The 13,385-nt window shown below is 45.3% G+C and carries 12 protein-coding genes; 3 read left to right on the top strand and 9 right to left on the bottom strand.

Annotated elements, in window-relative coordinates; all coding sequences use genetic code 11:
• Positions 1–108: 108 nt before the first annotated feature.
• From JHD45_RS14750 to JHD45_RS14715, 8 genes are all read right to left on the bottom strand, one after another.
• Entirely contained in the window at positions 109–1,110 is a 1,002-nt protein-coding gene (locus JHD45_RS14750) for a TIGR03842 family LLM class F420-dependent oxidoreductase (protein ID WP_199477271.1), read from the bottom strand.
• Between the two features lie 191 nt (positions 1,111–1,301).
• Positions 1,302–2,036 (bottom strand): NADPH-dependent F420 reductase, encoded by a 735-nt coding sequence (npdG, locus tag JHD45_RS14745; protein ID WP_233407847.1) that lies wholly within the window; start codon positions 2,034–2,036, stop codon positions 1,302–1,304.
• Positions 2,033–2,863: a coenzyme F420-0:L-glutamate ligase gene (gene cofE, locus JHD45_RS14740; RefSeq protein WP_233407846.1), complete on the bottom strand. Its 831-nt coding sequence runs from the start codon at positions 2,861–2,863 to the stop codon at positions 2,033–2,035. The genes npdG and cofE overlap by 4 nt, the downstream gene beginning before the upstream one ends.
• Positions 2,856–3,521, bottom strand: coding sequence for a 2-phospho-L-lactate guanylyltransferase (cofC, locus tag JHD45_RS14735; RefSeq protein WP_199477270.1), 666 nt, complete (start codon positions 3,519–3,521; stop codon positions 2,856–2,858). The genes cofE and cofC overlap by 8 nt, the downstream gene beginning before the upstream one ends.
• Positions 3,521–4,480 carry a 2-phospho-L-lactate transferase gene (gene cofD, locus JHD45_RS14730; protein ID WP_199477269.1) on the bottom strand — a complete coding sequence of 320 codons (960 nt, stop codon included), beginning with the start codon at positions 4,478–4,480 and terminating at the stop codon, positions 3,521–3,523. Before cofD ends, cofC begins: the two co-directional genes overlap by 1 nt.
• Positions 4,480–5,700: a 5-amino-6-(D-ribitylamino)uracil--L-tyrosine 4-hydroxyphenyl transferase CofH gene (cofH, locus tag JHD45_RS14725; RefSeq protein ID WP_199477268.1), complete on the bottom strand. Its 1,221-nt coding sequence runs from the start codon at positions 5,698–5,700 to the stop codon at positions 4,480–4,482. Before cofH ends, cofD begins: the two co-directional genes overlap by 1 nt.
• Positions 5,697–6,839 carry a 7,8-didemethyl-8-hydroxy-5-deazariboflavin synthase CofG gene (gene cofG, locus JHD45_RS14720; RefSeq protein WP_199477267.1) on the bottom strand — a complete coding sequence of 381 codons (1,143 nt, stop codon included), beginning with the start codon at positions 6,837–6,839 and terminating at the stop codon, positions 5,697–5,699. Before cofG ends, cofH begins: the two co-directional genes overlap by 4 nt.
• Positions 6,840–7,103: 264 nt before the next feature.
• On the bottom strand, positions 7,104–7,748 hold the full coding sequence (locus JHD45_RS14715; protein WP_199477266.1) for a TetR/AcrR family transcriptional regulator: 645 nt from the start codon (positions 7,746–7,748) through the stop codon (positions 7,104–7,106).
• Between the two features lie 284 nt (positions 7,749–8,032).
• Here JHD45_RS14715 and JHD45_RS14710 point away from each other — a divergent pair, with 284 nt between their 5' ends.
• The 3 genes from JHD45_RS14710 (at position 8,033) to hydA (ending at position 12,449) form a co-directional block, all read left to right on the top strand.
• On the top strand, positions 8,033–9,271 hold the full coding sequence (locus JHD45_RS14710; RefSeq protein WP_199477265.1) for a Zn-dependent hydrolase: 1,239 nt from the start codon (positions 8,033–8,035) through the stop codon (positions 9,269–9,271).
• A 66-nt stretch (positions 9,272–9,337) separates the two neighbouring features.
• The gene (locus JHD45_RS14705) at positions 9,338–10,822 is read left to right on the top strand and encodes an NCS1 family nucleobase:cation symporter-1 (protein ID WP_199477264.1); all 1,485 of its coding nucleotides are present in this window, start codon (positions 9,338–9,340) and stop codon (positions 10,820–10,822) included.
• Between the two features lie 187 nt (positions 10,823–11,009).
• Positions 11,010–12,449: a dihydropyrimidinase gene (hydA, locus tag JHD45_RS14700; RefSeq protein ID WP_199477263.1), complete on the top strand. Its 1,440-nt coding sequence runs from the start codon at positions 11,010–11,012 to the stop codon at positions 12,447–12,449.
• A 101-nt stretch (positions 12,450–12,550) separates the two neighbouring features.
• Here hydA and JHD45_RS14695 read toward each other — a convergent pair whose 3' ends face one another.
• Positions 12,551–13,291 (bottom strand): hypothetical protein, encoded by a 741-nt coding sequence (locus JHD45_RS14695; RefSeq protein WP_199477262.1) that lies wholly within the window; start codon positions 13,289–13,291, stop codon positions 12,551–12,553.
• Between the last annotated feature and the right edge of the window lie 94 nt (positions 13,292–13,385).

The following is a 13,385-nucleotide window of genomic DNA, read 5'->3' as shown; positions in this document are numbered from 1 at the left end:
TATCATCTCTATTAACATTTCTTAACAGTAGCTAAAAACGAAAGCTAACGCTCAAGCAATGAACGCCAGCTTTGTATTGTTATGAAAAAGCGCATTTCATGATTCAGATTATTTAAACGCTGGAATGATATGCTGGCCGTAGTTGGCGATGATTTCTTCCTCATCCCCACTGTCTAAATAGATATTGAACTGAGTCGTACCCGCTTCTTCGAGCGCCTTCACCTTGGTGATGTGCTCCTCTACAGTTCCCAGCACACAGAAGCTTTTCACTATGTCTTCGGTAATAAAGTCTAAGTATGGATTATCACTTTGACCGTGCTTTGAGTAATCATAACCACGGCGTTTTTCAATGTAGTCCGTCAAGCTTTTGGGCACCAAACCGGAGTCACTACCGTATTTTTCAACGATATCTGCCACATGGTTACCCACCATCGCTGGAAACCATTTGGTATGTTCAATACAGTAATCCATATCGCCAAAATAAGCGGGGGCTGCCGCTTGTATCTTAAAGTTAGACATATCACGCCCAGCTTCTTGACCCGCACTAATGGCTTGATCCTTAAACCAAGTCACCAAACTGGGATCACCAATTTGTAAAATCAAACCATCGCCTACTTGCCCTGCCGTAGCCAATGCCTTTGGTCCATACGCACCGATCCAAACAGGTAACTCATACCCCACTGACCACGGCAATTTAACTGGCTCTGGGCACTCCCCATATTCTACTTCTTCACCGCGCACCATGGCTTTCACTTTCGTGGTAAATTCAGCAAGGCGTGCCAAGGTGGCAGGTTTTTTACCCATCACTCGCATGGAGGAATCCCCACGACCAAGGCCTATGTCAAAACGACCATTACTTTGCAATGCGAGGCTGGCGTATAAGCTTGCCGATAATGACCAATCACGGATATTAGGGTTCGTCACACAAGGTCCAAAACGCATGGTTTTGGTATGCTCCATACACATGGCCATGGCAACGAATGACTCGCGCCATAAAATGTGTGAGTCATAGAACCAGCAATAATCAAACCCAGCCTCTTCCGCTTGACGTACTAAACGACGTGCTCGGTCAGGGCTCACAAAACCTTTAAACGTAATACCAAATTCCATAATATGTTCCTCTTGTGATTATGCTTTTTTAATATTTTTCAAAGTTTGAATCTGTTCTAAACAACTTTCCAAGATGTACTGAGCAAAACCAAGACGAGGCAAAAACAGACAAAAAAGCGGAGTCTATAAGTTATAAATGAGCATTTTGAGTCTGTTTTTAACAAAGTATTGGTGAGTTCAGTAATCGAAACCTAATGATCTGGTGGACAAATGCGAACCCCGGCATGACTAAAAGGCACGTCTTTTGAGATATTCAAACGGATCAAAATGGGCGTCAGCGCCTCAATACAGCGAGCACTTTCGGCTAATCCTGCGTTATAAGCCTTGGTTCCCATCCTTTCGATAAGCGACATCACGCTTTTTTTCGCAGCTAAATCATTACCACATACGAGAATATCGCAGTTGATGGAACGCGATAGATCATTCAACGTGACAGCTGACACATTATGCAACGCACCGACAACGGGAATACTTTCTCCCAGCAATGCCTGTGCAGATTCGGTAACCGAACCCGCTTCAGGCATGACAACGGCTTTAGGGTTACCCGGCGCAAGAGGCACTACAATGTCGATTAATATTTTGCCTTCTAATAAAGGCTTTAATGTCGACAAGGTGGCATCGTGTCCGCTGTATGGCACGGACAATACCACCATTTGATCGGCAGCCTTGGTGGCTTCTTCCATGGACATGCCCGTAATATCAGCAACACCTTTCCATTCTGGTAAATCCCATTCAGACAAGGTCGTAATCAGCTGTTGGGCGGTTTCTTGTGCTTTGTCCGGATCACGAGACCCAAGCACAACGCTCACACCAGCCATGGCTAAACGCAACGCTAACCCTTTTCCTTGTGGCCCTGTGCCACCAATAATGGCGACTTTGCTGATCTCTTCTTTCATCTCTGCGTTATTCATCGCTACTTTACTCATCGAAAAAGGTCCTCATTGTGGGAACGAATAAGATCTCGGCTGCTACTGTCGGTTTTCGGCCAATCAAGACCTCGAAAAACAATCACCGGGGCTTTGGCACTTTTTTCCATTAATAGACCAGACGCGGCCGCCAACTCATCGCCAAACGCTGGCGCGGTGACACTTAAAGGTCGACCAAAAGCGTCCACTTCCCCCGCCATATTCATAACGCCTGGCACATTGGCCAGGCCAATCGCCACATTGGTTTGCCCTAACCGCCAGGGACGACCAAAGGTATCGCTAATAACCACCCCTAAGTTGCAGTGAAAATGAGACTCCAAAGCAAGGCACAGTTGTCGAGCGCTTTTGTCTGGATCGTTCGGCAATAAAATAAGCTGCCCAGGGTGATCCGCATTAGATTCATCCACCGCCGCATTGGCACAGATGTAGCCGTTTTTATGCTCTGCAATCAGTACACCTTCTTGCTGCTCGGGACGCTTCACCGCGCGGACAATGCGTTTTGATTGAGAGAGAATCACTTCGACTTTTCGCGGATCCTTGTTGACTGTTTTGGCTAATGTAATGGCATCGTCGCTGGGAGTGATTTGATCTAAAAAGGCACACGCCCCTTCGGTTTTCGATACCACTTTATGGGCAATCACCAAGATGTCGCCTTCAAGCAAGGTTTGTTGATTCAACGCGAGCGTATCAATAATGCTTTGCGCTAAATCATCTCCTTGCTGAAAGTCAGGTAAGCCACGTAAACGAAACATCGACATAGCATCCGAAGAAGCAAACACTGAAGAAGACGTCATAGGAAAAGAAGCAACAGCAAGTGAATCAGACATAAGACCGCTCCTTCGATTGCGGCGCTATTCGCCACGTTTTAAAACGATTTGGTTGTTGCTGTGTCGCCTGTTCTAAATCATCGCTTTGGTCGATATCCAAGGATAAATGAGGTAACTGCAAGGAACAGCAACGTAACCCCCGTCGTGCCGCATGTTGGTGATGAGACAAGGCCGAATGAACCCCATAGTGAAATGCAATGGCACTCGGTGGCGTGGTTAATAACGCGTTGGTACCACCGTCTTTCGCCTCCGCAATCACCACGTCTGATTCCCTTGCAGCCATTAATAGGGTGTGAATTTCTTGTTTATCCAACCAAGCAATATCACTGGGAATAATCAACTGATGGGCGTAGCCCAAAGAGGTGACCCTTTGACAAGCACGGTCTAGAGCACTATTGAGTCCTAAGCTGCCTTCATCAAATAGACACAAGGCACCATGCCGTTGTGCCAAGGCTAATATCTCCCTTGAATCACTCACCACCAACACATCCAGACTGGCAAATTCATATCGAAAAAACACCAAAGTGCTTTCAAACAAATTCAACGCCAGCTTTTCTCGAGACGCATCTGACAAACAACTCGCTAAACGCTGCTTAGCACGACTGGGCGATTTCATAGGAATCACCACACAGAGCTTTTTCAACAGAGGTTGTTCCATTATGCTGCCCTCAGATTACGCCGAGACTGAGCAAATTCAATCACCTTGGTCATGAGCCTTTGCTTGTCTTGAGTACTTTTCATTAAGGTGTTCGTCACCAAGACATCCACCCCTTGATCATGCAACCAAGGCACATCGTTCCGGTCGGCATCATCTATTACCAAAGCGTGCAAAAAAGAGGAATAACACTGATAAATGCCTTTTGAATCGATGCTTTTCCCTGCGCTTTCCAACATTTTGTCTGCTGGTCCTTTAATTGTTTTTCCGCCAATCAAAGGTGAAATAGCGATCACATAGGCCCCGCTTTTTGCAATGGCTTCTTGAATTCCGGACACCGCAAGAATCGCACCGATGCTGACAATAGGGTTACTCGGTGCAATCACGATCACATCGCTTTTGGTGAGTTGAGATAAAGCTTCCGGTGTTGCTTTGGCTATGTTGGCACCGCTGTATTCAATAGCAGACACTTCTGGCTGGCAGCGCTCACGTACAAAATATTCTTGAAACGACAACCAACCCTGTTTTGTTTGCACTCGTGTCTGCACTACATCGTCGGTAGGTAATAAAATCGGTAACGTAACCCCATGGCGCGTCGCTAAACGCTGAGCAATATAGGTTGGACGGACACCTTGTTTGCGTAATTCCGTCCGGTAAATATGGGTCGCAAGATCCAAATCCCCCAAGGTCATCCAAGTCTCTTTGCCAAGGGCATTCAGCTCACTTAATACTTGGTGCGTTTCATTTTTTCGCCCCCAACCTTGCTGGCGATCAATCTGATCACCAAGGGAATAAATCAAGGTATCAATATCGGGCGAGACCCAAAGTCCGTGAAACTCTTCGTCATCGGCCACATTACCAATGATTTGTGTCGCGTTCGCATATTGGCTCGCGGCTAGGCCTTCGGCCGCTTTCGCACCGCCCACACCGCCAGCGAGTAAGGTAATGGTTAATTCTGACATTAGGCGACTCCTTGAATAGCAATGCGTTTTTCCATCGCTGGAGCGGATCCATAATCTTTTACCATGTCATAACTTGTATTGCGTTGAATTGCTTTAAGGCCCGCTGCATGAATATTGGCCACCATGTCTTCAGGCATGACCTCTTGGCCGTGAGTGCCACCCGCCGCCCGAGAAATGCTCTCGTTCATCAAGGTGCCACCCAAATCATTCGCGCCAGAACGCAACATGGCCGCCGCCACATCAGGCCCCATTTTTACCCACGATGCTTGAATGTTATCAATGTGGCCTTGCAGCATTAAACGAGCAATAGCATGCATTTTAAAATGCTCATCACGGGTAGGCCCTGGACGAACCGTGTCAGGATTGTCTTTGTATAAGCGTGTTTCGTAGTGAATAAAGCCCAGTGGCACAAACTCGGTAAAGCCACCCGTTTCTTTTTGAATATCACGCAACTGTTTTAAATGATTGGCCCAATGGACGGGCTGATCCACATGGCCATACATAATGGTCGAGGTGGTTTTCACGCCAACGGAATGGGCGGCTTTGATAATGCGAATCCACTCTTCTGTGGTGAGCTTATTTTTCGTGAGTTTTTTGCGCACCTCGGTATCCAAGATTTCAGCGGCCGTACCTGGCATGGTGCCGAGCCCTAATGCCTTTAATTCGGCTAGAAAGACCTCTGGCGCTAATTTCGCTTTTTTGCAGCCATACCAAATTTCAAATGGTGAAAACGCATGGATATGAATATCTGGGACTCGCTTTTTCACAGCGATCACCAAATTTCGATAGTAATCCGCATTAATCTCAGGGTGTAACCCACCTTGAATACAAACTTCTGTAGCCCCTCGATGCCAGGCTTCTTCGGCACGGTCAGCCACTTGCTCCACAGTGAGAAATTCTGCCTCTTTATCACCTTTTTCTTTCGCAAAATTACAAAAGCGACACCCCATATAACAAACATTGGTGAAGTTGATATTACGGGTGATCACAAAGCTGCCCGTATTGCCGACGCGCTTTTCGCGCACTTTATCGGCAGTGTCCAGTACCGCTTGGCTTTCAACTCCCTGTGTGTCGAATAACACACATGCTTCTTCGACACTGAGTTCGCCGCCCGCCAAGGCTTTATTTAAAATATTACGTACCCTTGAGCCCACTTGATTTAACTGTGGCGTAAATGAATCTGCAGCAGGTGCCAATAAATAGGATGATAATGAGTTCATGCTACCACCTCTTCTTTAAGAAAATAATTCGAATGAGTCGCTTGTCCCGATAAGTCAGCCACTCGATGGGTTAAGTTTGCGGTGAGATAACGGCTCTCTTGCTCTTGGAAGCGGGCGTAAATCGTCAAGCGCTCCTCTAGGGAATAACCCAGCCCTTGACAGGCCTTCGCCACATTATCGATCTGCGGCCAAGCCCGCTCTGGATTAATAAAATCTTTCGTCAACGGAGAAATTCCGCCCCAATCATTAATGCCTGCGTGGATATAACTCCCGTATTCTTCTTGTAAATTCGGCGGAGCTTGTACACTGATTTCGGCGGGTAACAGCAAACGTGCCAGGGCGATGGTTCGCTTCATGTCATCAAGGCTAGGTTCCATACAAGCCGCCATAGCGGTTCCAGGTTTCGCGCGGAAATTTTGAATAATGACTTCTTGAATATGACCATAAGACAAATGACGGTCACGAATGGCAAGTAAACTATCAATACGATCTTGCCAACTTTCACCGATACCGATCAAAATACCCGTCGTAAAGGCGATATCAAGGCGACCCGCTTGCTCTAAAGTATTAAGCCGACGCTTCGGCGTTTTATCTGGACACGCATGATGCGCTTGACCTTTTTTTAATAGCGTATTAGAGACCGTTTCTAACATCATCCCCATGCTCGCCGCGACGGGTTTAAGATGCTTTAATTCATCGTAAGATAGAGCGCCCGCATTAATATGCGGCAGCAAAGTGGTTTCAAGTAACACATTTTCACACTGGTCATGAAGGTAATCTAAGGTATGGGTATAGCCAAGATGTCTCAGTAAATCCCGAGCCTTTTGATGGCGTTCTTCAGGACGCTCCCCCAAGCTAAACAAGGCTTCTTTGCAATCCAATACTTGCCCTTCTCGTGCCGTTTTCAACACTTGTTCAGGTGTCATGTAATTCGCATCGGGAGAATCAGGCCCTTGCACAAAGGTGCAATAGCCACAGGCATCACGACACATATTGGTCAGAGGAATAAATACTTTTTTCGAGTACGTTAGTCGCTTTCCCCAATGTTCATCACGTATTTTTGCTGCTTGTTGGCATAATGCGAACAGATCAGGGCCGCTAGCAAATTCATAAGATTGCGCTTCTGAAATAGAAATCATATTCACTCCAACCAACAGGATTAAACTAATTTTTTACCATTTGGTATAAAAATTAATAACACGGTTTTTTTAACAGAGTAAATTGTTTTTTTTAGTGCAGAATGTGCACCATTTTAGAGATAGGGAATTTAACTAAAGATAAATAAATGGTTAACCAAAAGGTTAAGATTATGAAAAATTTGATTTTTTGGTTGACCTTATCTAACAAAAAATGAAGTCAACCAAGCAGAACCAATAAAGAAAATATTGTGAAAATAAAATTAATTATTTTTTTTTAGCACCAAGAGCGCGCACAACAAACTCAGTGACGGCGTCTTCAGCTCGTTGAAAGTCTGCTTCTTCTAAAGTATTTTTGCCTAGCAACACTTCCATTTGTACCGAAAAATCGGCATAAGTTTGTGTCGCCGCCCAAATGGTGAAGAACAAATGCTCGGGGTCGACACAATCAATTAATCCCTTATTTATCCAAGACTTAACCAAAATAACATCACGATCAAATTGGGGTTTTAAGTGGCTAATAAGATACTCTTTAAGCACTGGCGCCCCACTGATAATTTCGTGGGCAAACACTTTTGAACCATTGGGATACAGTCGTGATAGCGCCATTTTTTCACTGACATAGCGGCGAATGATGACCTCAGGAGTCTCCCCTTGAACTTCTAAAAAAGACAGTTTCTCAATCCAAATATCCAGCATCTCCTTTAGTACTCTTCTATATAGTAAGTCTTTGTTTGGAAAGTAATAAATCAGATTTTGTTTGGAAATTTTTGCAATCTCGGCAATACGTTCCATAGAGGAACCACTAAACCCTTTTGACGCAAAAACAATCTCTGCGGCACGCAGGATACGCGATTCTAATACTTCCCTATTCACTGACTGCTTCGTCCGTTTTTCTTTTTTATCCAGCAAGTTTCACCTCAAACTATAACACACTGTTTTTACTTAATTTTTCGACATTATATTTTAAAAATAGCATAACAACTATAAGACTATGAGAAAACTATTTCTCATAATCGTTAAAAAGTTGGCCTATTTGTTGCTCCACAAAAGACAACATCGATTTATTTGAAAAAAGCAAGTCATTCTTATCATTTGGCATGAACATCATGTTTGGTAAGTTTTCTGTGCGATCAATTTTTACCTTTTGGTAAATTTTATTTTCATACTGGTTTATAGAGTCATAGGAGAACATCATGCAGGATCTTCGTATTAACAAACAACGCCTTTGGGACACACTAATGGAAATGGGAGACATTGGCGGAACAAAGAAAGGCGGTTGCAACCGTTTAGCAGGAACGGATTTAGACAAACAGGCTCGCGATCTTTTTGTCTCTTGGTGCAAAGACGCAGGCTGCGATATTTCCATCGACAAAATTGGCAACATCTTTGCTCGTAGACCGGGTAAGAACAATGACCTCCCTGCCGTAGGAACAGGCAGCCATCTTGATACACAGCCAACTGGTGGTAAATTTGACGGCGTCTTCGGCGTTTTATCTGGGGTCGAGGTGCTGCGTACCCTCCACGAAAATAACATTGAAACCCCAACAGCAATGGAATTCTCCGTCTGGACTAACGAAGAAGGCTCCCGCTTTCAACCAGCAATGCAAGGTTCGGGAACCTATGTAGGTCGTTTTGATTTAGCAACTGAACTCAACAAAACCGATGTGAATGGCATCCGCCTTGGCGATGAGCTAGAGCGAATTGGTTACTTGGGGGATATGGAACTGGGCAGTCGACATATGGGGGCCTTCTTTGAAGCCCACATAGAACAAGGACCCATTCTCGAAGACGAAGAGAAAATGATTGGTATCGTTCGGCTCGGTCAAGGGATTCGCTGGTATAACATTGAAGTCATTGGCCGCCCTTCTCATTCTGGCACCACCCCCATGCACTTGCGCAAAGATGCCATGCTTGCTGCCTCACTGATTGTGGCAGAAATGAAAGCCATTGCCGACCGCCATGAAAATGGTTTGGGGACCGTTGGTTTTATGCAAGTCTGGCCAAACTCTCGTAACACCATTCCTGGCAATGTGAAGTTCAGTGCCGATTTGCGTAATCCCAAACCCGATGTATTACTGACAATGCACGAAGAGCTTTTGGCCTTTTGCAAAAAAATCTCCATCGACCATGGTCTTGAAGTCAATGTGGACCCTTTCTGGTATTTCGCTCCCGTGGAATTTAATGCTTCCGATGATGTAAAAGCCGCCACAGAAAAGCTGGGGTACAGCCATATGGATATCTATGCCGGTGCGGGGCACGATGCCTGCTACATGGCAGACCTTGTTCCCACAGGTATGATTTTTACGCCTTGTCTGAATGGCATTAGTCATAACGAAGCCGAATACAGCTCCCCAGAAGAATGTGCAGCGGGTGCCAACGTACTACTACATACCATGCTGGAAGCCAGCGAACGCATTGCGAAGGAACATTAGTCCACTTAGGAAACAGACAAAATCCCCCCAAACCACGCTTAAATAATCATATGACAGAGGTGAATCATGACCAGCAAATCGATAAAAAAGGGCGACTTCTACGAATTAGAAGTTGATAGCGACCTCCAATATAGCACGGCCTATAACGATGATCTTGCGCCGACAAAATTGAGTGAACGCACCTGGAGCAAATGGAACATTGCTGCGTTATGGGTTGGGATGGCCATTTGTGTTCCCTCTTATACATTAGGGGGAGTGCTAACGGCTTATTTTGGTTTATCCGTCATGGAAGCCTTGTTGACTATTTTGATCGCCAACTTAATCCTACTGATTCCTCTGACATTAAACGCTTACCCTGGTACCAAATTCGGTATTCCGTTTCCGGTGTTATTACGTTCCTCTTTTGGCATGGTCGGTTCAAATATTCCCTGTTTAATCCGTGGGTTAGTTGCCTGTGGTTGGTTTGGTATTCAAACGATGTTTGGTGGTATGGCCGTCCATCTGTTCCTATCTGCGATTTCCAGCAGCTGGGCCAGCTTAGGAGGCACCGGTGAAGTGCTTGGCTTTTTCATATTCTGGGCATTGAACATGTATGTGGTGATTCGTGGCTCAGAATCCATTAAGTGGATGGAAACACTCGCGGCCCCCCTTTTACTCGCCGTTTCAATAGGCCTGCTTGTTTGGGCAAGTGGCAAAGTCTCTCTTGTTGAGGTGTTATCCACCCCTGCGACACGAGCTGTCGGATCTAGCTTTTGGGGGTATTTCTTTGGTGGATTAACCGCCATGGTGGGATTCTGGGCAACACTGTCGCTTAATATTCCCGACTTTAGCCGTTATGCAAAATCTCAAAAAGATCAAGTCATCGGACAAATTATTGGTTTGCCATTGACCATGTTCTTGTTTGCATCACTCGGGGTTATTCTAACCGCCGCGTCACCAACGCTTGTTGGGGCAACCGTTTCCGATCCCATTTCGCTAATCGGCAAAATCCACAGCCCTTTCTGGGTGGCCATTGCTATGGTGCTGATCGTCATTGCGACTCTGTCTACTAACACGGCCGCCAATGTCGTATCTCCCACCAACGATTTTCAAAATATCGCCCCTAAATACATTAATCAAACCCGTGGCGCTTTATTAACAGGTTTTATTGGTATTGCTCTAATGAGCTGGGAGCTATTGAAAAAACTCGGTTGGGTTCAATCCGATGTTAGTGTAGAAGGCATGTATTCGAACTGGCTTCTAGGCTACTCAAGCCTACTTGGCCCAATTGCAGGTATCATGATTGTCGATTATTTCTTAATCAAGCGCCAGCATTTAGACTTAGTTGCTCTGTACACCCCAAACAGCCTTTACCCTAACTTTAATAGTTCAGGCTTGATTGCTTTTGCGCTGCCAGTGCTCATTACGCTGATTGCCGTTAATACCCCAACCATTGGCTGGTTCTACCACTATGGCTGGTTTACCGGAGCGGCCACCGGTGCGATTGTGTATTTCTTCTTAGCCAATGCCAAACAAAGTCCCTCTCGCCAAGCTAAGGCGGTGCAATCTTAATCGCAGTTCAATCAGGGTCTTTTCGTTAACCACAAAGCAAACCATAAGCACCAACATCACCCTTGGTGTTTATGGTGACAATATACTTTTCACGGTACAAGGTGCAGCGGTCCAACGTGACCTTATACGCAACATTCCGTGAGTGAACTTCTAATAATAGTGAACATCTAACAATAAGGACGTCATTATGAGTCTACTGATCAAAGGGGGGACGATTGTCACCCATGAAGAATCGTTTCAAGCTGACATTTTATGTAAAGACAATAAGATTATTGAAATTGGTGAGATCAACAGCATACCTGACGATACCAAGGTCATCGATGCCACAGGCAAGCTGATCATGCCTGGGGGCATTGACCCTCATACCCATATGCAATTGCCTTTTATGGGTACGGTCGCCAAAGACGACTTTGCCTCCGGTACCGTCGCTGCCCTTGCTGGCGGTACAACGAGTATTATCGATTTTGTCATTCCTAGCCCTCAACAATCGCTCTTAGAAGCTTATCAGCAGTGGCGTCAGTGGTCTCAAAAATCCTATGCGAATTACACCTTTCACGTGGCGATTACCTGGTGGGATGACAGCGTCGGAGAAGAGATGGCAACACTTGTCAACGAACACGGGGTAAACAGTTTCAAACACTTTATGGCTTATAAAAACGCCATCATGGCAACGGATGACATTCTTGTCTCCAGCTTCACGAAATGCCTTGAACTAGGTGCTATCCCCACCGTCCATGCTGAGAATGGTGAATTGGTGTATCACCTACAAAATAAGCTTATAGATCAAGGTTTAACCGGACCAGAAGCCCATCCATTATCGCGGCCTTCTTCTGTGGAAGGCGAAGCGGCGAACCGTGCTATTAGTATTGCCAACACACTAGGTGCTCCCCTTTATTTGGTGCATGTGTCTACTGAAGAAGCTGTCGATGCCATTCGCTACGCCAAAGACCATGGTTATACGATTTTCGGCGAGGTATTAGCTGGGCACTTAACCGTCGACGATAGCGTCTACCAAAACCCTGACTGGGCCACCGCTGCTGCCCACGTCATGAGCCCGCCATTTAGACCAAAACAGCATCAAGATGCCCTTTGGAAAGGGGTTCAGGGTGGAACCTTACAAACCACGGCCACCGATCACTGCGCTTTTTGTGCGGAACAAAAAGCCATGGGGAAAGACAACTTTACACAAATACCCAATGGCACCGCTGGAGTGGAAGAGCGCATGATGGTGTTATGGGAAAAAGGCGTCAATGCAGGCAAAATCACCGCCAATGAATTCGTCGCGCTCACCTCAACCAATACCGCAAAAATCTTTAATATCTACCCAAATAAAGGCTGCGTTCGTGTTGGCTCGGATGCTGATTTGGTGATTTGGAACCCTGCCACCACTCGAACACTGTCAGCGAAAACCCATCAATCCATGATTGAACACAGCATTTTCGAGGGTATGGAAATACACGGCGTACCTGAAACCACCATCTGCAATGGTAAAGTAGCATGGCATCAAGGTGAATTACTGTCTCGTTCAGGCGATGGCAAATACATTAAGCGTCCCGCCTATGCGCCTTATTACGAAGCACTTAAAAAGCGTCAAACATTAAATCAACCCAAAGCGGTTTCACGTTAATATTTTATGATCATAAAAAGCACACTTAGAAAATAAGGGCGCCAAGGCGCCCTTATTTTGGGATGATGAAAACGCATTTTAAACAGAAAATTCTTATTACATTAACGCGGTGCCAAAAACTGAATAGCTCGTTCAACACCTATTCTAGGGCTACTAATCACGGGGATTGAAAGCTCAACGCCATCAACCACTCCCGCCATAGAGGATTGAGCAAGCATAATTAAATCGTAGTCCTGTTCTTTTTCTCTCAAAACTTTGGCGATGTCTTCATAATAGCCTTTTTCATTGCCCGATAAAAAATGCTCCCAAGCATCATCAACATATTGAAGCGTCACTGTGGGTTTCACTCCAAAGTGATTCATGGAAGATTTCAACAGCTCACGAGTCGGCTTTAACGTACTTTGCAACGCAGTCAAGACCAATATATTATTCGCGCGCTCTACCGCAAAATCCGCCATCGCTCGATCAATGCTTTCAATATGACTACCATTCAGCATTCCAATATTTTCAGCCACCTGCCCAATATACGAACAAGTGACCACCACCACTTTTGATTTTTGGCTTAGCGCTTCGATGGCCGCCGTCACATCCCCTTCTAATACTCTGTCTATGCCATTGGCATGGGCTCGGCTCAAAAAGTGGGGCCTCACTTCATGTTTAACGGATAACTCCGGCGCAAGTTCCTTCATAATGACATCAAAGTTTTTGACACATAAAGCAGAAGTATGCAAAAAAGCAATATCGTATTTTTTTGTAGTCACTCGACTATTAATGGGTGTATTTTCCGGTGTTATATTATCCGGCGCTATATTAAGTGTGAATGTTTCTGTCATCGCAGTCATAATCATCCCTCGAATACATAAAACGACTTATTTATATAAGCCATATATAAATATAACGAACTGATCGTTACTATCTTTAGTGGCTTTAAAAAAA

The organism is Marinomonas spartinae, assembly GCF_016461715.1.
Lineage (GTDB): Bacteria > Pseudomonadota > Gammaproteobacteria > Pseudomonadales > Marinomonadaceae > Marinomonas > Marinomonas spartinae_A.
Note: the sequence above shows the minus strand (reverse complement) of the source record. Positions and strands in the feature narration are given on the sequence as shown.

What these genes read in the sequence shown, in the direction of transcription:
- cofC (WP_199477270.1), bottom strand. Translation starts at nt 3,521, where the DNA reads ATGGAACAACCTCTGTTGAAAAAGCTCTGTGTGGTGATTCCTATGAAA.
- JHD45_RS14705 (WP_199477264.1), top strand. Translation starts at nt 9,338, where the DNA reads ATGACCAGCAAATCGATAAAAAAGGGCGACTTCTACGAATTAGAAGTT.
- cofG (WP_199477267.1), bottom strand. Translation starts at nt 6,839, where the DNA reads ATGATTTCTATTTCAGAAGCGCAATCTTATGAATTTGCTAGCGGCCCT.
- JHD45_RS14695 (WP_199477262.1), bottom strand. Translation starts at nt 13,291, where the DNA reads ATGACTGCGATGACAGAAACATTCACACTTAATATAGCGCCGGATAAT.
- cofD (WP_199477269.1), bottom strand. Translation starts at nt 4,480, where the DNA reads ATGTCAGAATTAACCATTACCTTACTCGCTGGCGGTGTGGGCGGTGCG.
- JHD45_RS14710 (WP_199477265.1), top strand. Translation starts at nt 8,033, where the DNA reads ATGCAGGATCTTCGTATTAACAAACAACGCCTTTGGGACACACTAATG.
- cofE (WP_233407846.1), bottom strand. Translation starts at nt 2,863, where the DNA reads ATGTCTGATTCACTTGCTGTTGCTTCTTTTCCTATGACGTCTTCTTCA.
- hydA (WP_199477263.1), top strand. Translation starts at nt 11,010, where the DNA reads ATGAGTCTACTGATCAAAGGGGGGACGATTGTCACCCATGAAGAATCG.
- cofH (WP_199477268.1), bottom strand. Translation starts at nt 5,700, where the DNA reads ATGAACTCATTATCATCCTATTTATTGGCACCTGCTGCAGATTCATTT.
- JHD45_RS14750 (WP_199477271.1), bottom strand. Translation starts at nt 1,110, where the DNA reads ATGGAATTTGGTATTACGTTTAAAGGTTTTGTGAGCCCTGACCGAGCA.
- npdG (WP_233407847.1), bottom strand. Translation starts at nt 2,036, where the DNA reads ATGAGTAAAGTAGCGATGAATAACGCAGAGATGAAAGAAGAGATCAGC.